Genomic DNA, 19,926 nt, shown 5'->3' on the forward strand with positions numbered 1-19,926 from the left:
CGTTCGTGACAACTTCCAACGGATGATTCTTGTCCTCGGGCACCCCAGCGTAGGCTGCGCAGCGTGGCGTACGCGTCGGTAGAGATCATGGCCGGGACGACCGCCGGCATGGATACTACTGACAGTGACAGTGAGACGACCCGATGCGACTGACTGTCCTGGGGTGTGCCGGTAGCTTTCCCGGCCCCGAGTCGCCGTGCTCCGCCTATCTCGTCGAGGCGGACGGCTTCCGCCTCCTGGTCGACTTCGGCTCGGGGTCGCTGTCCAGCCTCCAGCGCTACGTAGGGCTGCACGCCCCCGACGCGATCCTGCTGACCCACCTGCACTGTGACCACATCCTCGACGCCGTGTCGTACGTGGTGGTCCGCCGGTACGCCCCGGACGGCCCGTACCCGCCGTTGCCGGTGTACGCGCCCTCGGGCGCACCGGACCGGCTCAGCGCCGCGTACGGCGACGACGGCACGGTGGAGGACGTCTACCAGTTCTACGCCTTGCAGCCGGGCACCTTCCCGATCGGGCCGTTCACCGTCACCGTCGACCGGGTCAACCACCCCGTCGAGACGTACGGCGTGCGGTTGGAGCACGGCGGCCGGTCGCTGTGCTACTCGTCGGACACCGCGCCCTGCGACGCGTTGCTGCGCCTGGCGCAGAACGCCGACGTGTTCCTGTGCGAGGCCAGCTACCTCGACGGCGTGGACAATCCTCCGGACCTGCACCTGACCGGCCGGGAGGCGGGCGAGACGGCGACCAAGGCGGTGGTGGGCCGGCTGCTGCTCACCCACCTGGTCGCGGCGTGGGGCAGCGAGGCGCACACGTTGGAGTCGGCTGCCGCCGCGTACACCGGGCCGCTCGAGGTGGTCCGGGCCGGCGCCAGCTACGACATCTGACCGCCGGAGGCGGCGCGGCGGCGGGCCGCCCGCGCTCGGGCCCAGGAGTTCGGCTGGCCGGCGGCGGTCGCCGGATTCCTGCGGGTGCACGACGCGCACGCTGCTCGGGACACCCCGGGGGAGGCGGATCGCCGCACCGCATAGGGTGCAGGGCATGGCGCGACCTGACGGGCGAGGGCCCTCTCAACTCCGACCGGTGACCCTGACCCGGGGCTGGAGCACCCATCCGGAGGGCTCGGTGCTCGTCGAGTTCGGCGGCACCCGGGTGCTCTGCACGGCGAGCGTCACCGAGGGCGTGCCCCGCTGGCGCAAGGGCTCCGGGCTCGGCTGGGTGACCGCCGAGTACGCGATGCTGCCCCGGGCCACCAACACCCGCTCGGACCGGGAGAGCGTCAAGGGCCGCGTCGGTGGCCGTACCCACGAGATCTCCCGCCTGATCGGGCGCAGCCTGCGCGCGAGCATCGACCTCAAGGCGCTCGGCGAGAACTCGATCGTGCTCGACTGCGACGTGCTCCAGGCCGACGGCGGCACGCGCACGGCTGCGATCACCGGCGCGTACGTGGCGCTGCACGACGCGGTGGGCTGGCTGGCCGCCCGCAAGGCGTTGGCCGGCAAGCCGGAGAAGGTGATGCACCGGTCGGTGGCGGCGGTCAGCGTCGGGATCATCGCCGGCGAGGCGCGACTGGACCTCTGCTACGAGGAGGACGTGGCCGCCGAGGTGGACATGAACGTGGTGTGCACCGGCGCGGGCGACTTCGTCGAGGTGCAGGGCACCGGCGAGGCGGGCGTGTTCGCCCGCGACCAGCTCGACAGCCTGCTCGACCTGGCCGTGGCCGGGTGCGCGGATCTGGCCGAAGCCCAGCGCAAGGCACTCTCGTGAGCGCGAGGAGTGAGCTTGCGAGCCCCGCAGTCGCGAACGAAGGTGGTTCCGCATGAACAGGGTCCTGCTGGCCACCCGTAACCGTAAGAAGCTGGTGGAGCTTCAGCGGATCCTGGACGGCGCGCTCGGCGCGCACCGGATCGCCCTGCTCGGCCTCGACGACGTCGACGAGTACCCGGAGCTGCCGGAGACCGGCCTCACCTTCGGCGAGAACGCGCTGATCAAGGCGCGGGAGGGCTGCCGGCGTACGGGGCTGCCGACGATCGCCGACGACTCCGGGCTCGCCGTGGACGCGCTGAACGGGATGCCGGGCGTGTTCAGCGCCCGCTGGTCCGGTCGGCACGGCGACGACGGGGCCAACCTCCGCCTGGTGCTCGACCAGATCGCCGACGTGCCGGACGAGCACCGGGCCGCGTCCTTCGTCTGCACGGTGGCGCTGGTGCTGCCCGGCGGCAAGGAGCACCTGGTCGACGGCCGGCAGTCCGGTCGGGTGCTGCGCGCGCCGCGCGGCGACGGCGGGTTCGGCTACGACCCGATCTTCCTTGGCGACGGGCAGGACCGGACCAACGCCGAGCTGACCCCGCAGGAGAAGGACGCGGTCAGCCACCGGGGCAAGGCGCTGCGGGAGCTGGCCAAGCTCGTCGCGAAGGTGCTGCCGCCCGCCGCCTGACGGTGGCGGAGGTGCTGCCGCCCGCCGCCTGACCCGCGGCGGACGACAGCGACCCGCGGAGGTCAGCCCAGTGGGCCGACCTCCCGTTCGATGGCGGCGCGCAGCTCCGGCCCGGCCAGCACCGCGCGGGCGGCCTCCAGCACCGGGGCGAGGAACACGTCCGGGCCGGGTTCGCCAGCGGCCGTGGCCAGGGCGGCGACGGCGGCCCGGCCGGCCGGTGACGGCACCAGCGGCGCGCGCAGTTGCAGCCCGCGTACGCCGGCCAGCAACTCCACCGCGAGCAGGCTGGTCAGGTTGTCCAGCACGGTCCGCAGCTTCTTGGCCGCCGCCCAGCCCATCGAGACGTGATCCTCCTGCATGCCGCTGGTGGGCAGCGAGTCCACCGAGGCGGGGGCGGCGAGCCGACGGTTCTCCGCGACGATCCCGGCCGCCGTGTACTGGGCGATCATCAGGCCGGAGTTGACGCCGGCGTCGGGGGAGAGGAACGCGGGCAGTTCCCGGGAGCGGGTGACGTCCAGCAGCCGGTCCACCCGCCGCTCGGCGATCGCGCCCACCTCGGCGGCGGCGATGGCGAGGAAGTCGGCGGCGAAGCCCAGCGGCGCACCGTGGAAGTTTCCGGTGGACTCGACCCGGCCGTCGGGCAGCACCACCGGGTTGTCCACGACCGACACCAGTTCCCGGGCCGCAACCGTGCGGACGAAGTCCAGGGTGTCCCGGGCCGCGCCGGCCACCTGCGGCGCGCAGCGCATCGAGTACGCGTCCTGCACGGCGTGCGCCAGGTCGTCGCGGTGCGAGTCCATGACCCGGGAGTCCTGCAACAGCCGGTGGATGTTCGCCGCCGACGCCGCCTGGCCGGGATGCGGACGGATGGCGTGCAGCTCGGGCAGGAACGGCCGCTCCGAGCCGAGCATCGCCTCGATGGCCAGCGCGGCGGTCACGTCCGCCATGGCGAACAGGTGCGCCGCGTCGTGGATGGCCAGCAGCAGCATGCCGAGCATGCCGTCGGTGCCGTTGATCAGCGCCAGCCCCTCCTTGGCGGCCAGCTCGATCGGCTTGAGCCCGGCGGCGGTCAACGCGTCGGCGGCGTCCTGCCGCTCGCCGGCCGGGCCGAGCACCCAGCCCTCACCGAGCAGCACCAACGCGCAGTGCGCCAACGGCGCGAGGTCGCCGGAGGCGCCCAGCGAACCATGCTCCGGCACCCACGGGGTGATGTCGTGGTTGAGCAGGTCGACGAGCGCCTCGGCGACCTGCGGGCGGACCCCGGAGCGGCCCAGGGCGAGCGAGCGGACCCGCAGCAGCATCATGGCCCGCACCACTTCGCGCGGCATCGGGGCGCCCACCCCGGCGGCGTGCGAGCGAATCAGCGCGTGTTGCAGCTCGGCCCGCCGCTCCGGCGCGACGAACGTGTTGGCGAGCGCGCCGAACCCGGTCGACACGCCGTACACGGGCCGCCCGGCGGCCTCGATGCCGTCCACGATCGCGCGGCTGGTCGCCATCGCGTCGCGGGTGGCCGGGTCGAGGGTCACCGTCGCGGTGCCGCGCGCGACCGCGAGGACGTCGTCGGCGGTGATACCGGTGGGTTGAATGATCACGGTCGTCACTGTGGAACTCCGTTGCGTATTACCTGGTGGATCAGGGGGACACCGGGCCGGTAGGCCAGGTGCAGGTACGACGGCGCGTCCAGGACGACCAGGTCGGCCCGTGCGCCGGGGGTGAGCACGCCGACGTCGTCGCGGCGCAGGGCCCGTGCGCCGCCGGCGGTCGCCGCCCACAGCGCCTCCGCCGGGGTCATCCGCATCTCCCGGACGGCGAGGGCGATGCAGAACGGCATCGACGAGGTGTACGACGAGCCGGGGTTGCAGTCCGTCGCCAGGGCCACGGTGACTCCGGCGTCGAGCAGCCGGCGGGCGTCCGGGTACGGCGAGCGGGTGGAGAATTCGGCACCGGGCAGCAGGGTGGCGACCGTGCGGGTGCCCGACCCGTCGCTGTGGGCCGTGCCGGCGAGCGCGTCGATGTCGGCGTCGGACAGGTGGGTGCAGTGGTCCACGCTTGCCGCGTCCAGCTCCACCCCGAGCTGCACACCCGGGCCGGGGCCGAGCTGGTTGGCGTGCAGCCGTACGCCCAGCCCGGCGGCCTGCCCGCAGGCGAGGATGGCGCGGGCGTGGTCCACGTCGAAGGCACCCCGCTCGCAGAAGACGTCGATCCACTTCGCGTGCGGCGCGGCGGCGGCCAGCATCGGCCCGCAGACCAGTCCGACGTAGTCGTCGGGGCGGTCGGCGTACTCGGCGGGCACCACGTGGGCACCCAGGAAGGTGGCGTCCTCGGTGAACTCGGCGGCGATGCGCAGCGAACGGGCCTCGTCGGCGACGGTCAGCCCGTACCCACTCTTGATCTCGATGGTCGTGGTGCCCTGGCGCAGCGCCTCCCCGCGCAGCCGGCGCACGGTGGCCCGCAGCTCGTCGTCGCTGGCGGCCCGGGTCGCGCCGACAGTGGTCCGGATGCCACCGCCGGTGTAGGGCTCGCCGGCCATCCGGGCGGCGAACTCGGCGGCCCGGTCCCCGGCGAAGACCAGGTGCGCGTGGCTGTCCACGAAGCCGGGCAGTACGGCGGCGCCAGCGGCGTCGATCCGCCGGTCGGCGGCCGGCGCGTACGCGGCCGGCCCGACCCAGGCCACCCGGCCCTCCTCGACCAGCACGGCCGCCTCGCGGCGGATGCCCAGCGGGCCCTCGCCGACGCCGTTGGTGACCAGCTCGCCGATGTTGTCGACCAGCAGAGCGCTCATGAGCGGATCACCGCCTCGATCGACGCCGACAGTTCGGCCGGCACGTCGACGCTCAGGTGCCGGCCCTCGGCCACCACCACGCGGCCGTCCACCACGACCTGGTCGACGTCGGCCGCCCCGGCCGCGAAGAACGTCCCCACCGGCGGCACCCCGGCGGTGCGGGCGCTGTCGAGTCGTACCGTGACCAGGTCGGCGCGGGCGCCCACGGCGATCCGCCCGGCGTCGGCCCAGCCCAACGCGGCGTGCCCGGCGGCGGTCGCCATGGTCAGCAGGCCCGCCGGCGTGAAGTGGCCGCGGCGGCGGGTGCGCAGCCGCTCGTCCAGCTCCACCGCCCGGGCCTCCTCGAACAGGTCGATCACGGCGTGGCTGTCGCTGCCCAGGCTCAGCCGGATCCCCGCGTCGGCCATCCGCCGGGCCGGGCCGATGCCGTCGGCGAGGTCGCGTTCGGTGGTGGGGCAGAGGCACACCCCGGTCCGGCTGTCGGCGAGCAGCGTCAGGTCGCCGCTGGTCGGGTGGGTGGCGTGCACGGCGGTGGTCTCCGGCCCGAGCACGCCGTGCTGGGCGAGCAGCGCGGTGGGCGTACGCCCGTGCACGGCCCGGCACTCGTCGTTCTCGGCAGGCTGCTCGGAGAGGTGTACGTGCAGCGGTGCGCGCCGCTCCCGGGCCCAGTCGGCGACCGCGCGCAACTGCTCCGCCGGGACCGCCCGCACCGAGTGCACGGCCGCGCCCACCCGGGCGTGCGAGTCCGCCGGCTGGAACGCCGACACCCGCTGCGCCCAGCGGACCGCGTCGCCGTCGCCGAAGCGCCGCTGCGGCCCCGCGAGCGGCCGGCCGTCCACCCCGGCGCTCAGGTAGCAGGCGTCCAGCAGGGTGAGCCGGATACCGGCGTGCGCGGCGGCCTCGACAAGCGCCGCGCCCATCGCGTTCGGGTCGTCGTACGCGCCGCCGTCGGGTCGATGGTGCAGGTAGTGGAACTCGCCGACGCAGGTGATCCCCGCGAGGGCCATCTCGGCGTAGACGGCGCGGGCCAGCGCCAGGTAGGTGTCCGGGTCCAGCCGGTCCGCCACCGCGTACATCCGGTCCCGCCAGCTGAAGAAGTCGCCCCGGCCGCCGTGGGTACGCCCGCGCAGAGCCCGGTGGAAGGCGTGCGAGTGCACGTTCGCGAGGCCGGGCAGGGTCAGGCCGGGCAGCGGCACCGCGTCGGCGTACACGTCCACACCGGCGCTCGGCCGACCGGGCGCGGCCAACGCGGTCACACCGGTGATCACCCCTGCGTCCGTCTCGATGAGCACGTCGGGCGTGGGCTGGGCGAGATTGGGCAGCCAGGCGTACTCGGCGAGCCAGCGGGTCGGGGTCAGCGGCATGTCAGCTCCTCCAGCACGCGGGCCAGCGCGCGTACCCCGGCGGCGCAGTCGTCGTCGGTCGCGGCCTCGGCGGGGGAGTGCGACACCCCGGTCGGGTTGCGCACGAAGAGCATCGCGGTGGGCAGGTGCGCGGCGAGCACCCCGGCGTCGTGCCCCGCACCGGTCGGCAGCACCGGCGCGTCGAGCAGCGCGGCCAGGCGTCTGGCCAGCCCGCCGTCGAAGGCGACAAGCGAGGTCACCGACTCCTCGGTGACGGTCACCTCCGTACCGTCGCGGCGGGCCCGCTCGGCGAGCTTGCCCCGGACCGCGTCGACCAGCCCGGCCAGCGTCTCGGGGTCGGCGGCGCGGGCGTCCAGCCAGCCGGTCACCCTCGACGGAATGGCGTTGGTGGCGTTGGGCTCGACGGCGACCCGGCCCACGGTGGCGTGCGCGCCGCGCAGCCGGGCCTCCTTGTTGGCCGCCAGCACCGTGAACGCGTAGGTGAGCATCGGGTCACGGCGGTCGGCCATCCGGGTCGTACCCGCGTGGTTGCCCTCGCCGACCACGTCGAAGCGCCAGCGGCCGTGCGGCCAGATCGCGCTGGCCACACCGACCGGCGCGTCCGTGTCGATCAGCGCGCGGCCCTGCTCGACGTGCAGTTCCACGAAGGCGCCGAACCGGCCCAGCAGCTCCGGTCGGGCGCCCGCCGGCCGGGCGCCGAGCGCGTCGGCGAAGCTCACCCCGGCCGCGTCGCGCAGGCCGGCCGCGCGGTCGGCCGCCAGCGCGCCGGTGAGCAGCCGCGAGCCCAGACAGGGTACGCCGAAACGGGCGCCTTCCTCCTCGACGAACGCGCCCAGCACCAGCGGTCGGACGGGGGTGACGCCGGCGGCGCGTAGCTCGTCCACGGCCAGGAACGCGCTGACGATGCCGAGCGGCCCGTCGTACGCCCCGCCGTGCGGCACCGAGTCGAAGTGGCTGCCGGTCAGCACCGCGTCGGAGCCCTCCGGGTCGCCCCAGTGGGCGAACAGGTTGCCGTTGCCATCCTCGGTGACCGGCAGGCCCCGCCGCTGCGCCTGCGTACGGAACCAGGACCGCAGCTCCTGCTCCGGCTCGGTCAACGCGTAGCGCAGGTAGCCGCCGCTGCCGGCGTCCCGTCCGACCGGCGCGATCTCGTCCCACAACGCCCGGAACCGGCCGGGAAGGTGGTCCGTCACGAGTTGCCACCCTCGGTCATCGGCACCCGGACCCCGGTGCGCTCGGCGACCTCGCGGGCGCTGTCGTAGCCGGCGTCGACGTGTCGGATGACGCCCATCGCCGGGTCGTTGGTGAGCACCCGCTCGATCTTCTGACCGGCGAGTGCGGTGCCGTCGGCCACGCAGACCTGACCGGCGTGGATCGACCGCCCGATGCCGACGCCACCGCCGTGGTGGATCGACACCCAGGACGCGCCGCTGGCCGTGTTGACCAGCGCGTTGAGCAGCGGCCAGTCGGCGATCGCGTCGGAGCCGTCGGCCATCCCCTCGGTCTCCCGGTACGGGCTGGCGACGCTGCCGGTGTCCAGGTGGTCGCGGCCGATCACCACCGGGGCGGAGAGTTCACCGGAGGCGACCATGTCGTTGAACCGCACACCCGCCCGGTCCCGTTCGCCCTGACCGAGCCAGCAGATCCGGGCCGGCAGGCCCTGGAAGGCGACCCGCTCGCCGGCCAGCTTGATCCACCGGGCCAGCGACTCGTTCTCCGGAAACAGGTCCAGAATGGCCCGGTCGGTGGCCGCGATGTCGGCCGGGTCGCCGGAAAGCGCCGCCCACCGGAACGGGCCCCTGCCCTCGCAGAACAGCGGCCGGATGTACGCGGGCACGAAACCGGGGAAGTCGAAGGCCCGCTGGTAGCCGCCGAGCTGCGCCTCGCCCCGGATCGAGTTGCCGTAGTCGAACACCTCGGCGCCGGCGTCGAGGAAGCCCACCATCGCCTCGACGTGCTTCGCCATCGACGCTCGGGCCCGGTCGGTGAACTCGGCCGGCTTCGCGGCGGCGTAGTCGCGGGCGTCGGCCAGCTCGACCCCCACCGGGAGGTACGCCAGCGGGTCGTGCGCGCTGGTCTGGTCGGTCACGATGTCGATCTCGACGCCCCGGCTGAGCAGCTCGGGAAAGACCTCGGCGGCATTGCCGACGACGCCGACGCTCAACGCCCGCCGGTCCCGCTTCGCCGCGAGGACCCGCTCGACGGCGTCGTCCAGCGAGTCGGCGACCTCGTCCAGGTAGCGGTCGTGCACGCGACGGTCGAGCCGGGTGCGGTCCACGTCCACGATCAGGCAGACGCCGTCGTTCATGGTGACCGCGAGGGGCTGCGCGCCACCCATTCCGCCGCAGCCGGCGGTCAGCGTCAGCGTGCCGGCGAGACTTCCGTCGAACCTCTTGGCGGCCACCGCCGCGAACGTCTCGTAGGTGCCCTGGAGAATGCCCTGGGTGCCGATGTAGATCCACGAGCCGGCGGTCATCTGCCCGTACATGGTCAGGCCGAGCTGTTCGAGGCGGCGGAACTCCGGCCAGGTCGCCCAGTCACCGACCAGGTTCGAGTTGGCCAGCAGCACCCGGGGCGCCCACTCGTGGGTGCGCATGACCCCGACCGGGCGCCCCGACTGCACCAGCATCGTCTCGTCCTCGCGCAGGTCGGTCAGCGTACGGACCAACGCGTGGTACGACGGCCAGTCCCGTGCCGCCTTGCCGGTGCCGCCGTAGACGACCAGGTCGTCGGGGCGTTCGGCCACCTCCGGGTCGAGGTTGTTCATCAGCATCCGCAGGGCGGCCTCCTGCTGCCACCCGCGGGTGGTGAGCTGGCTGCCCCGTGCGGCACGGATGGGCTGGGTCATCTGCGGTCTCCTCCGGTCAACCGAGGAACAACTGTCGGCGGGCCGCGGAGGCTTCGAACGCCTCCAGACGGCGTTGGGTGTCGGCCGGCGCGGCGTCGCAGATCGCCTGCAACAGCACCATGGCCAGGGTCATCGGGGCGGTGTGCAGGTCGAAGACGAGCTGGGCGCCGACGGCGGCCGGCAGCAGCACGTCGGAGTGTTCGGCGGCCGGGCTGACCGGCGAGTCGGTGATCGCCACGACGGTCAGCCCGACGGCACGCGCGTCGCGCAGCGCGTCCAGGGTCTCCCGGGGGTAGCGGGGCAGCACGAAGGCGAGCACGGCGGACGCCCCGGCCTCGGCGGCCTGCTCCAGGCGGTCGGTGAGCAGGCTGCCGCCGTCGTCGAGTACCCGTACGTCCGGGTGCACCTTGGCGGCGAAGTAGGCGAAGTACGCGGCCAGCGGCGCGGCGGCGCGCAGGCCGAGCACCGGCAGCGGGCGGCTGGTCGCGAGCAGCCGGCCGGTCTCGGCGATCCGGTCGGTGTCGGCGAGCTGACCGGCCAGCCGGTCCAGGTTGCCCATCTCGGCGCGTACCGCCTGCTGGAGCTCGTTGCCGGCGTCCGTCGGCCCGCCGGGCGTCGTGCTGGTGAGGTCGCGCAGCCGGCGGCGCAACGCCGGATAGCCGTCGTGGCCGAGCGCGACGGCGAACCGGGTGACCGAGGGCTGGCTGACCCCGGCCAGTTCGGCGACCTCCGCCGCGGAGAGGTACGCCACGGCCGGGGCGTGCTGCACGAGACAGTGCGCGATCCGACGCTGGGTCGGGGTGAGCCGTACGCCGTCGAACAGGTTGAACACCTGTTCGGCCGACGCCTGGACCGCTCCGTCATTCACTCCGCGACTGTATGCATGAAAACTTTCACGAAGCAAGTAGTGGCTCGATCACCGGCGGATGCCGGCCGAGGAGGGTCAGGTGTGCGAATGGCCGGTACTATCCGCACGGCGGTACAACGGAGGAGTGCGCATGCAGCCGGAAGGCCCCTACAGGTTCACCCACGCGCTCGGCGGGTCTCCGGTGGGGAAGGCGTGGGCCGCGATCGACGAGCAGGGCCGGTTCGTCACAGTGGCGGTGCTCGACGCCACTGTGGCCGCAGCGCCAGGCTGGCGCGAGTCCTTTGCCGGAGTCGCCGATTCGCTGGCGCAGGCTCCGGGTGGGCCGGCCTACACGTACGCCGACTTCTCGGCCGACGCCCCCTGGGTGGCGTACCCGGCCGAGGCGGGTGCCGGGGCCGAAAAGCTGTTCCGGGCCCTCGGCGTCGAATACACCCCCGCTCCGACGGCTGCGCCGCCCACGTCCGCCCCGCCGTCGGTGTCCGCCCCGCCCGTGTCGAGCCCGCCGCAGCCGGTCTCCGCTGTGCCGCAGGCCCCGTGGGCAGTGCAGACAGGTCCCGTCCCCGGCAAGTTGGTGTCCGCGATCCCGCACCCGATCTCCGGCGTACCCATTTCGCCGGCCGAGGTGACGTCGGCGCCACCCGCCCCGGTGATGTCGGCACCTCCCGCGCCGGTGAACTCGGCACCACCCGACACCTACAGCCACGGTCCGACGAACGCCGACCTGTTCGCCTCGCCAGTGCGTCGCATCACCCCCTCCGCACCGCCCAAACGGCGGACCGGCCTCTGGGTCGGAGCCGCAGCGCTGGTACTGGTGGTGCTGGCGGGCGGGGGCGGCCTCGTCGCCTGGGCCGGCCGGGCTGACGACGACAACCCGGCCGACCTGAACGCCGCTGCCACCGCCGCTGCCACCGCCGAATCGCCACCGATGCCTACCGCCCCGCCACAGTCGCCGGGAATCGAGCCGCCGCACGGAGGCAAGTGGCCGGCACAGTGGCCGGGGTTCACCGAACGGGACAACGTGCGGACGCTGACCGGCCTCGAAGGGCTCGGGTTCCCGGTGAAGGTTCCGATGGACTGGTCCTGCACACTTGCCGGTCAGGCCGAGGGGTTCGTCAAGTACAACTGCGGCATGACAGCCTCCGGGGGGTCGCCGATCGGTGGTGAGCTGATCGTTCGGAACTGCCCTGAGCCGTGTGACGAGCAACGCCAGACCACGATGCGGATGAGCGAGGAGGCGTGGGGCGCGCGGTGGATCCGCAGCGGGCAGTACGCCACCTACGCCGAGGCGCTCATCAACGCCGACGGCGAGCAGCGGCACGCCCTAGTCGTCGTCGCCTACTTCCGCAGCGGGGACGGTGTCGTCGACCGGCAGCTCGTGCTCCGCATGACCAGCCCGGTGCCGGAGGCCCAGCAACTGCGCCGGGTCGCCACCTACCTGCGGGACGTCGTGGTCTTCTGAACCTGCCGTGGATACGCGTGCCGACCGGCACGCGTATCCACGTAAATCGCACTCAGCGCCGGGCTTCGGCGATCCAGTCCGTCATACGCGCGGCGAACTGCTGCTCGGAGAACGCGGCGGCATGTGCCCGGATGCGCTCCGGCGACAGTTCCGGCAGGCGGTGGACCAGCGGTACGAAGCTGCGTGGGTCGACGGAGTCGACGAGGAAGCCGGTCTCGCCGTTGTTGACGGTCTCCAATAGACCGCCGCGGCGCAGACCCAGCACCGGGGTACCGCAGGCCTGTGCCTCGACCGGGATTATGCCGAAGTCCTCATGGACCGGGAACAGCAGCGCCCGCGCACCCCAGTAGAGCTGGCGCAGCCGCTCCTTCGAGGGGCGTACCTCGAACGTCACCGCCACCCGGGCTCGCTCGGCGGCGTGGCGGAGCGCGGTCTCCTCGGGACCCGAGCCGGCGATGACCACCGGCAGACCGGCCGCCTCGGCGATCTGAATGATCAGGTCGAAGTTCTTGTACGGGATCCACCGCCCGACCCCGAGCAGGTAGTCGCGGGACTGGCTCTGGTCTGCAGCAGGCGCGGCAGCGAAGTAGTCGACGTCCACCGGAGGGTTGATGACGACCGCGTCGCGCCGCCAGTACCGGGCGATCCGGGCACGCACCTCCTCGGAGTTCGCGGCGTACCCGTGCACGTGGCGGCTGAGCCGCACATCGGCGGTCTGCAGCACACGCCGCGGCAGGGTCAGCAGCGGGTTGGAGCCCCGCCCGTCGAAGTTCGGGCTCCAGATGTATCGGGCGGGGGAGTGCACGTAGCTCAGGTACCGGGTGTGTTCCGTCGAGCCGAGCCGTACGGTGTGGGCGAACGCGTGGCTGGACGAGATGACGAGGTCGAACCGCTCCCGGCTGAGGGTCCGCCAGACCAGCGGCATCAACGGCAGCGCGCCTGCCTTCGTACGGCGCAACGGTGTCTGCGCCAACCAAGATTCCCGCAGGTTGGGCTCGACGGCGTCGTGGTCCTTCCACAACACGAAGCGCTCAGCCTCCGGCAGCAGGTTGCTGATCTGCCGGAAGACGTTCTCGGAGCCGCCGGTCGCCCCGAACCACTCGTGCACGAGCGCCACCCGCCTGCTCGTCAGATGGTCGAGCGGGCGCGTCCCGTCGGCCTCAGGATGGGCGGAAAGATCGTCTACCACTGGTTGCTCCTCATGCCGTGGGGACGCCGGCGTCCGGCCGTACCGGCCAGCCGAGATGGTCGCTGCTCGCCTGTTGCGCTCTGATCTGCGCGTAGCCCTACTGCAACCTCCGGCGCAGCACCCGGGCGGCGACGAAATGCGGCGCGAAGCCCGCCTCCACGAACTGGATGATGGGCCGGACCTGCGAGTACTCCGCGGAAAGAGCAGCGATCATCCACTGTACGTAGATGAGGACGACTCGCTTGTACGTCAACCTGTACCACACGACGACCGCGAAAAGCAGGTAGATCTTCAGTTCGACGGGACAGGGGTCGAGTCGCCGGATTCGTTGGCCGGCTGCGGTGCTTCCCGCTCCGAGGTGTCGTCCATGCCGGTCACCAGGCCGGTGTGCATCGCCATCGGGTCCTCACTTGATCGCCACCAGGCCGTCCTGCTGAGGCTCGTCCGTGCCGTGGCCGAGCTTCTTCAGGACGAACGACAGGAACGTACGCCGAAGCGAGGGCACGGCCGTTACGTAGCCCACCCAGATCAGCAGGATGGCCACGCACGATGCGATGAGGCGTAGCGGCCCGGCGCCGGCCAGCAGATATCCGGCTACTGCGGCGACGGCCGCGCCGGGCAGCGCGAGGGCGAGCAGGCGTGTGCTGTAGCCCAGCACCGACAGCCACCTCGCCGAGATGAGGAACATCAGGACGCCGCCGATCGAGGACGCCGCGCCGATCGTGAAGGCCCCCCACTGCCTGTACAGCAGGAGGTTCACGGCGATCGGAATGCCGAAGGACAGCGCCATCACGATCGCGACCTGGAAGTTGGCCCCTCGGGCGTTCAGCACTTTTACGAAGGTGTAGCCGAGGACGTGTGCCCAGATCCCGAGCGCGAAGCCCATGAGCAGCACCGACGAGACGTCCACGGCCCGCTCGTCGAACTGGCCTCGGGCATAAAGAAGGGTGACGATCCCCCGGCTGTTCAGCGACAGGATCAGGGCGAGGGGCACGGCCACCAGGATCACCGGCGGGATCAGTCGGCCGAGCCCGTCACCCACCTCATCGGCCTTCATGCGGGCGAACGACGCCAGGCCGGCCAGACCCAGCGGGGCGGCGAGCAGGGCCATGCACGAGTCGACCACGAAGCGTGCGTACTCGGTGGCCGCTACCACCTCGACGCCGAGCAGCGAGCCGACGGCCCGCTCGACCGCGATCGAGCCCTGCAGGATCACGGGAATCAGCAGCAGTGGCCGCAGGCGCCGCCAGAACATCCCGAGGGCCACCTTGGCGGCCGCCCGATCCGGGCGGTGCGAACCAGTGTCGTCGCCTCCGTGCAGGTAGCCCTGACGGCGGATCCAGTAGGCGCCCCAACCCCACAGCACGATGTACGGCACCGTGAAGCCCCACGCCAGCACGGAAACGTGCCCGGTCCTCCAGGCGATCACCGTGGCGAGGATCAGCCCGACGCTCTGGCACGAGGGCCGCAGGTTGATCAGGCGGACGTCGTCGTTGGCCAGGCCGACCAGGGTGTTGAGGTTGTACAGGACGTAGAACGGAACCCCTAGCGCGGCGATGCCGAGCATGGTCGCGGCGATGTCCGCCGTGTGCGGATCCAGCCCCGGCCCCAGGAGCCCAACCCACAGGTCCCGCCCGAAGATCAGCGCCACGGCCAGAAGCAGGGAGAAGACGGCCAACAGCAGGTGCACCGCACGGTGCAATGTCCGCGCCATCGCCGGCCGCTCCTGGCGGTACTGCACGTACAGGGGAAGGAATCCCGCAGTCAGCGCGTCGGCGGTGAAGAAGTTGATCGGTACCAACGTCGCAGTCAGCGCGATACGGTTGGCTGCCACCACCCGCCCCGCCCCGAAGAGCGCGGCCAGCAGCACCTCGCGGAGCAGGCCGAGGATCTTGCCGGCGATGCCGCCGAGGACCAGACGGAAGAAGATCTTGCCCATGGTCAGGCTCGGCGCTGTGTGATCAGGTGCGCAAACTCCGCCAGGTAGTCCCGGGCACACTGGTCGAGCAGGAAGGCCGGGGGCAGCAGATTTTCCCGCGGCGCTCGGTCCGCGGTCACCTTCAGCAGCACGTCGGCAAGAGCGTCTGAGTTCGACGTGTCGACCTCGTGCATCACCTGGCTCAGCGCTTCGGATCGGATCGACCCGGCCGTGACGACGCAGGGCAGGCCGCCGGCCAACGCCTCCAGCACCGCCATCGGAAGCCCTTCCAGTCGCGCGGTGGTGAGCAGTGACACGTCCGCGGCCGAGTAGTAGTCGGGCACCGCGTCCGCGTCCACCCGTCCGGTGAAAACGACCATCTTCTCCAACTGGAGCTTGCGGACCAGGCCGCGCAGCCGTCCGTCGTCCGGGCCATCGCCCACCATGAGGAACCGGAACCGGTCGCCGAGGCCACGGTCACGGAGGGCCGCTGCCGCCTGCAGGGCACGGTCGACCCGCTTCTGCACGTGCAGTCGGCCGATATAGCCGACCAGTACCGTCGCCTCGTCGATTCCCAGAGCGCGTCGGATCCGGTCCCGGGCCGCGCGGTCAAAGGCGTGGTCCTCGGCCCGGACGCCGTTCGGAATCAGGCGGATCTTGCCTGGCAGCGTCGACCAGTTCTGTGGCGCCGCGGTCAGCGACTCGACCACGTTTTCGCCGACCGCGATCAGGCGGTCGAAGTCGCGATACCGGGCAAGGTCGCGGACCAGCGAGAGGGCGTTCTTGGGCGTACCGGCCAGGGAACGCGCGGTGGGTGTCCGCAGCTTCGACCCGAGTTCCATGGCGGACGTGCCGTGGGCCTGGAGCACGAACGGCGTGTGCGGGTGCAGGGCCCGCTCCCGGACCACTGAGTAGGAGCCGGCGCTGACCGAGAGAACCACCCCCGGTGGGGTGCCGATCGCCGCCCAGTGGGCCCGGGACTCCTCCCACCAGGCGCGGGAGTAGTGGCCCGGCCGGGTGCCGGCCAGCGGCGTCACCTGGACGCCGTCCTCTGTGAACGCGCCGGTCCGGCCCGGAATCGCCGTGGTGACCATGTGCACCCGCGGTACGTTCCTGGCCCACTCGGCGGCCAGTCGCCAGGCGAGGGTTTCCATCCCGCCGGTGTGATGGTGCGGCGTCGACCGGGAATGGATGAGAATTGACTCGATCACAGCAGATCCCTGTACAACGACTCGAGTTTCTCGGTCTGCCGGCGCAGGTTGAACCGGTCCTCGACGGTCTGCCGCCCGACCTTCCCGAACCGGTCGCAGAGGTGCTTGTCCCGCAGCAGTTCGATCAGCCGGTCCGCGAGCGCGGCGACATCCCGCTCGGGCACCAGGAAGCCGTTCGCCCCGTCGGTCACCGCTTCCGGTATCCCGCCGTGGAGAGTGCCGATCACCGGCTTGCCGGAGGCGGCCGCCTCCAGGAGGACCATGCCCAGCCCCTCCTGGTCACCGTCCTGCGCCGTCACGCTCGGCAGGCAGAGCAACGTCGACTGGCTCAGCCACTGGAGGGTAACGCTGTGCTTCTGGGTGCCCAGGAAGCGCACCGATGCCTCGATGCCGAGTTCCCGGGCGAGCGCGCCGAGCGGGTCGCGGAGCGGACCCTCACCGATGAGCGTCAGCTCCGCACCGGGAATCGCCTTCCGCACGTCAGCGAAGGCCCGCAGCAGGTATTGCGTTCCCTTCTTTTCCACCAGCCGCGCGACGTGCAGGATGCGGGGCACCTCGACAGGACCGGTGGGCTGGATGGCGTCGACGTCCACGCCGATGGGCAGTACGCGGCACCGATCCGCGGGGTATCCCCACTCCACCGCGCGGCGGCGGATGTGCTCGGACACGCAGACGAACACCGCGCCCTCAGTGAAGAGGGAGTTGCGGAAGGTGACGTAGTTCAACCACGACGGCTTCTTCGAGGCGAGCATCTTCGCCCGGGTGACCGTGACGTCGAAGCCATGCAGGGTCGTGACCAACGGTACTCCCAGCGCCTTCGCGGTGGGGACCGCGTACACCCCCTCGACGCCGAAGTGGGCGTGCAGCAAGGCGGTGCCGCGCTCCGCGAGGGCGCCGGCCAGCGCCTCGGAGCGGCGCGTCAGCGTGTACGACAGGACGGCCGGCTTGCCGAACTCCGCGACGCTAAGCGATTCGGTCCCAGGCCGGTCCGGAACCAGATCCCGGCCCACGAACAGCGGTCGGAAGCTGCGCATCGCCAGCGCCTGGCTCGGGATGAACGTCTCCGAGGGCAGGAACTGTTGATGTCGAAGGATTCCAACGGCGGGTAGTCGCATGATCGTTCGACTCCTCGCGGCCGCCCCCGATGAGGAAGGCGACCAGCAGCGAAAGGATAGGTATGAGGTGGATGTCACCGAAAATCTCGGTGTTGTCACCCAGCCCATGAATGAGCGTCCAGGCGATGGCCGCGGTGGTCCAGAGCGCGAACGCTCGGTGTCGAGGCTCGCCGTTCGTGACGACGCGGACGGCGAGCCGCAACGCGAGCGTGAAGAACGCGGCGGTCAACACCAGGCCGACCAGACCTGTCGCGGCCCACGCCGCGAGGAGGACGTTGTGCGGCGGGAAGCTGCGGTAGATGCCGTGCTCTCGCGCGTATGTCCCGAAGCCGGCGTCCCAGCCGCCGTAGCCGAGGCCGAGCAGCGGGTCACGCAGGAACGCCTCCGCGCCGAAGCCCCAAATGGCCGCCCGGTCGCCGAAGGACTTGGCCAGCGCATCGGTGAAGCCGAGGTTGACGGCGAGCAGCACGGCCGCGACCGCGCCGAGCAGACCGGCGCCGCCCAGCCCGAGCAACAGTTGACGGCGCCTGCGGCCGGTCGGCCAGTGGCGGACGCTCCGTCGGGCCGGCCCCGACCCGCGCGTAGGGGCGAGACGTTGGACGGCGAGCACGGTCGCGGGTAGGGCGACCGCGAGGATCGTCGCCGATTTCGAGCCGGTGATCGGCACCGCCGCCAGCGCGACGAAGCCCACCACCCGCGTCCACCGATCCCGGGTGACAGCCGCGACGGCGAACGCGGCAATCGCGTTCACACCGAGGAACAGCCCGGCGACATTCGCGTTCACGAACACCCCGCCGGACTTCGCCTCGTCGAAGACGTTGTTGGGACTGTCCCCAAACAGGGCGGCGACGGTGTTCTGCCCGGCGACGATTCCACCGACGGAACGCAGGAACGCGTCCTCCACGCCAGGTAGGACCCGGAAGGTGAGCACCATCGCCGCCTCCACCATGACCCAGGGCCAGTACCAGCGCGCCAATCGGCGCAGCAGATCGGCGTCCTGACGGACAGCCTGGAGCATCAGCGTCAGCGTGACGATGAACTGGCCGAGCAGCGCGATCAGCGGCAGACCGGCCCGTGGATCCGGCGACCAGACCAGCGCGAGCATCCGTACCACGAGCAGCGCCACCAGGACGCGGAAGAAGCCGAGGCGGAGCAGGTCGACGCCCGAGCCGCGACGGGCCGCAAGGAGGACTCCCGGAGCCAGCAGGATGGTGACCACCGTCGACGCAGCGATGTCGGTGCTGCCCTTGGGTAAGAGGTAGAACTGCGGCAGGGCGAGAAAGAGCACCAGGCAGGCCGCGGCCGCCGGCGTCGATCCGGTCGCGATCGCCCAGGATGCGGCCGAGCGTGCCCTAGCCACGGGTGCCTCCAGTCTCGCCGGCAGGCCGCGCCACGACCTCGGCGGCGCGTCGTGGCATGCGATGTGCGATGTCCCGCAGGAGGCCACCCCGCGAGCGCCAGCCGAAGTCGCCGGCATACCGGACACGGGCCTCGATCACGTCGTCCGTGCTAGGGCGGATCGTCGCCAGCACCTGGCCGACGAAGTCGCCGGTGGAGCTCGCGGCGGTGATGTGCTTGGTGGCCCGCGCCGCCTGTACGACGTCGGGGATGGGGGTGCTGACCACGTTCAAGCCGGATGAGAGGTACTCATAGCACTTGAGCGGGCTGACGCCGACGGTGTAGTCGTTCAGCGCGTACGGGATTAGCCCGACGCTGCAGGTGCCCGCGGCGGCGGCGAGTTCGTCGAGGGTCAGTACTCCCAGGTACCTGGCGCCGAGCCGTTCGAGTTGGGCCAGTTCGCGGTCGAACCCGCCGCCGCCCGCCGCGATCGGGCCGGCGAGAAGAAGCTCGCCGTGCCCCTGAAGTGCGGTGGTCAACGTGCGCAGCAGTTCGAAGTCCAGCTTGTGTGGCGAGAGGTTGCCCGCGAACAGTGCTGCGGGAAGCCGCTGCGCCGCCGGCTGGCTCGCGGCGGAGAAGACATCGATCTCGGCGACGTTCGGCAGCGTGAGGACCTCGGTGAACCCGACGTCGCTCAGGTGGGCGGTGACGGCCCGGCTGGTGCCGATGGTCAGGTCGGCCAGCTCCGCCAGGTGCCGCTCGCCGGCGGACACGGCCGAGGCGTCGATGCCGGGAAAGGCCTGAAGGATGTCGACGCAGTGGTAGAGGGTGAAGTCCGCGTACTGCTCCAGGCCGTACGTGACGGGCGTGAACGTCCAAAGAATCCGAGGGCTCGGGCTTCGTCGCCATTCGGCCACGGCACGTTCCAGGAGGAGTCGGTTCGGCAAGCGGGTTGGCCCCTGATGGATCGGCACGATGAGCGGCGAGATGACCGTGGCCCGCTCGGGGATGGGACGGTAGGCCGCCGTCTTCTGATGGCCGACGACAGAGTGTCGCAGCCGCTTGGCGATGCGGGTGACGTCCTTCGAGTCGAGTCTCACTCGACGTAGACCCAGAGATTCCACGAAGTAGGTGTCCGAGTCACGGGCCAGTTCCCGTACGACGTAGTGCTGGTTCGTGGCGATCTCAGCATTCCACTCGGCGGTGCCCAGGACGAGGATCGTCGGTGCTGCCGACCCGGCTCCGGAGAGGGGGTCCGGCGGCGAAGGTGGTGTCGTCACGTGTCTCTTCCGGATTCGTCCGGCCACATGTTCGCGCTGCGGCCGCAGGTGTGCAGACCGCGCGGCAGCGGTGGTGCGTGCACGACAGGACGCACTCCGCTACAACCCGATCCCCGT

The 19,926-nt window shown here is 71.7% G+C and carries 17 protein-coding genes; 4 read left to right on the top strand and 13 right to left on the bottom strand.

Going from position 1 to position 19,926, the window contains the following annotated elements; all coding sequences use genetic code 11:
• The first annotated feature begins 143 nt into the window (after positions 1-143).
• The 3 genes from ABZU53_RS19430 (at position 144) to rdgB (ending at position 2,437) form a co-directional block, all read left to right on the top strand.
• The gene (locus ABZU53_RS19430; protein WP_354855133.1) at positions 144-887 is read left to right on the top strand and encodes an MBL fold metallo-hydrolase; all 744 of its coding nucleotides are present in this window, start codon (positions 144-146) and stop codon (positions 885-887) included.
• Between the two features lie 154 nt (positions 888-1,041).
• Positions 1,042-1,767, top strand: a complete 726-nt coding sequence (gene rph, locus ABZU53_RS19435; RefSeq protein ID WP_355066920.1) for a ribonuclease PH — start codon at positions 1,042-1,044, stop codon at positions 1,765-1,767.
• Between the two features lie 52 nt (positions 1,768-1,819).
• The gene (rdgB, locus tag ABZU53_RS19440; RefSeq protein ID WP_355066921.1) at positions 1,820-2,437 is read left to right on the top strand and encodes an RdgB/HAM1 family non-canonical purine NTP pyrophosphatase; all 618 of its coding nucleotides are present in this window, start codon (positions 1,820-1,822) and stop codon (positions 2,435-2,437) included.
• 62 nt (positions 2,438-2,499) lie between these two features.
• On the opposite strand, the gene hutH is transcribed toward rdgB, so the two are convergent.
• From hutH to ABZU53_RS19470, 6 genes are read right to left on the bottom strand one after another with little or no spacing between them, the layout of a single operon-like run.
• The gene (gene hutH / locus ABZU53_RS19445; protein ID WP_355066922.1) at positions 2,500-4,038 is read right to left on the bottom strand and encodes a histidine ammonia-lyase; all 1,539 of its coding nucleotides are present in this window, start codon (positions 4,036-4,038) and stop codon (positions 2,500-2,502) included.
• Entirely contained in the window at positions 4,035-5,219 is a 1,185-nt protein-coding gene (gene hutI, locus ABZU53_RS19450) for an imidazolonepropionase (RefSeq protein WP_355066923.1), read from the bottom strand. The genes hutH and hutI overlap by 4 nt, the downstream gene beginning before the upstream one ends.
• The gene (locus tag ABZU53_RS19455) at positions 5,216-6,583 is read right to left on the bottom strand and encodes a formimidoylglutamate deiminase (protein WP_355066924.1); all 1,368 of its coding nucleotides are present in this window, start codon (positions 6,581-6,583) and stop codon (positions 5,216-5,218) included. The genes hutI and ABZU53_RS19455 overlap by 4 nt, the downstream gene beginning before the upstream one ends.
• Positions 6,574-7,776, bottom strand: a complete 1,203-nt coding sequence (locus ABZU53_RS19460; protein WP_355066925.1) for an allantoate amidohydrolase — start codon at positions 7,774-7,776, stop codon at positions 6,574-6,576. The genes ABZU53_RS19455 and ABZU53_RS19460 overlap by 10 nt, the downstream gene beginning before the upstream one ends.
• Entirely contained in the window at positions 7,773-9,431 is a 1,659-nt protein-coding gene (hutU, locus tag ABZU53_RS19465; RefSeq protein WP_355066926.1) for a urocanate hydratase, read from the bottom strand. The genes ABZU53_RS19460 and hutU overlap by 4 nt, the downstream gene beginning before the upstream one ends.
• 16 nt (positions 9,432-9,447) lie before the next feature.
• Positions 9,448-10,299: a MurR/RpiR family transcriptional regulator gene (locus tag ABZU53_RS19470; RefSeq protein ID WP_354855140.1), complete on the bottom strand. Its 852-nt coding sequence runs from the start codon at positions 10,297-10,299 to the stop codon at positions 9,448-9,450.
• 130 nt (positions 10,300-10,429) lie between these two features.
• Between ABZU53_RS19470 and ABZU53_RS19475 the strand changes: the two genes are divergently transcribed.
• Entirely contained in the window at positions 10,430-11,758 is a 1,329-nt protein-coding gene (locus ABZU53_RS19475) for a hypothetical protein (RefSeq protein ID WP_355066927.1), read from the top strand.
• A 52-nt stretch (positions 11,759-11,810) separates the two neighbouring features.
• On the opposite strand, the gene ABZU53_RS19480 is transcribed toward ABZU53_RS19475, so the two are convergent.
• The 7 genes from ABZU53_RS19480 to ABZU53_RS19510 all read right to left on the bottom strand — a co-directional run bounded on the left by ABZU53_RS19480 (position 11,811) and on the right by ABZU53_RS19510 (position 19,809).
• On the bottom strand, positions 11,811-12,875 hold the full coding sequence (locus tag ABZU53_RS19480) for a glycosyltransferase (RefSeq protein ID WP_354855142.1): 1,065 nt from the start codon (positions 12,873-12,875) through the stop codon (positions 11,811-11,813).
• A gap of 169 nt (positions 12,876-13,044) precedes the next feature.
• Entirely contained in the window at positions 13,045-13,200 is a 156-nt protein-coding gene (locus ABZU53_RS19485; protein ID WP_354855143.1) for a hypothetical protein, read from the bottom strand.
• A gap of 153 nt (positions 13,201-13,353) precedes the next feature.
• Positions 13,354-14,817 (bottom strand): lipid II flippase MurJ, encoded by a 1,464-nt coding sequence (locus ABZU53_RS19490; protein WP_355066928.1) that lies wholly within the window; start codon positions 14,815-14,817, stop codon positions 13,354-13,356.
• A gap of 71 nt (positions 14,818-14,888) precedes the next feature.
• On the bottom strand, positions 14,889-16,076 hold the full coding sequence (locus tag ABZU53_RS19495) for a glycosyltransferase family 4 protein (protein WP_354855145.1): 1,188 nt from the start codon (positions 16,074-16,076) through the stop codon (positions 14,889-14,891).
• Entirely contained in the window at positions 16,073-17,110 is a 1,038-nt protein-coding gene (locus ABZU53_RS19500) for a glycosyltransferase (protein ID WP_354855146.1), read from the bottom strand. The genes ABZU53_RS19495 and ABZU53_RS19500 overlap by 4 nt, the downstream gene beginning before the upstream one ends.
• Positions 17,040-18,551: an O-antigen ligase family protein gene (locus ABZU53_RS19505; protein ID WP_355066929.1), complete on the bottom strand. Its 1,512-nt coding sequence runs from the start codon at positions 18,549-18,551 to the stop codon at positions 17,040-17,042. Before ABZU53_RS19505 ends, ABZU53_RS19500 begins: the two co-directional genes overlap by 71 nt.
• Positions 18,544-19,809: a glycosyl transferase family 1 gene (locus ABZU53_RS19510; RefSeq protein WP_355066930.1), complete on the bottom strand. Its 1,266-nt coding sequence runs from the start codon at positions 19,807-19,809 to the stop codon at positions 18,544-18,546. The genes ABZU53_RS19505 and ABZU53_RS19510 overlap by 8 nt, the downstream gene beginning before the upstream one ends.
• Positions 19,810-19,926 lie beyond the last annotated feature (117 nt).

The organism is Micromonospora sp. NPDC005194 (assembly GCF_040608335.1).
Lineage (GTDB): Bacteria > Actinomycetota > Actinomycetes > Mycobacteriales > Micromonosporaceae > Micromonospora.

What these genes read in the sequence shown, in the direction of transcription:
- ABZU53_RS19430 (WP_354855133.1), top strand. Translation starts at nt 144, where the DNA reads ATGCGACTGACTGTCCTGGGGTGTGCCGGTAGCTTTCCCGGCCCCGAG.
- rph (WP_355066920.1), top strand. Translation starts at nt 1,042, where the DNA reads ATGGCGCGACCTGACGGGCGAGGGCCCTCTCAACTCCGACCGGTGACC.
- rdgB (WP_355066921.1), top strand. Translation starts at nt 1,820, where the DNA reads ATGAACAGGGTCCTGCTGGCCACCCGTAACCGTAAGAAGCTGGTGGAG.
- hutI (WP_355066923.1), bottom strand. Translation starts at nt 5,219, where the DNA reads ATGAGCGCTCTGCTGGTCGACAACATCGGCGAGCTGGTCACCAACGGC.
- ABZU53_RS19455 (WP_355066924.1), bottom strand. Translation starts at nt 6,583, where the DNA reads ATGCCGCTGACCCCGACCCGCTGGCTCGCCGAGTACGCCTGGCTGCCC.
- hutU (WP_355066926.1), bottom strand. Translation starts at nt 9,431, where the DNA reads ATGACCCAGCCCATCCGTGCCGCACGGGGCAGCCAGCTCACCACCCGC.
- ABZU53_RS19475 (WP_355066927.1), top strand. Translation starts at nt 10,430, where the DNA reads ATGCAGCCGGAAGGCCCCTACAGGTTCACCCACGCGCTCGGCGGGTCT.
- ABZU53_RS19500 (WP_354855146.1), bottom strand. Translation starts at nt 17,110, where the DNA reads ATGCGCAGCTTCCGACCGCTGTTCGTGGGCCGGGATCTGGTTCCGGAC.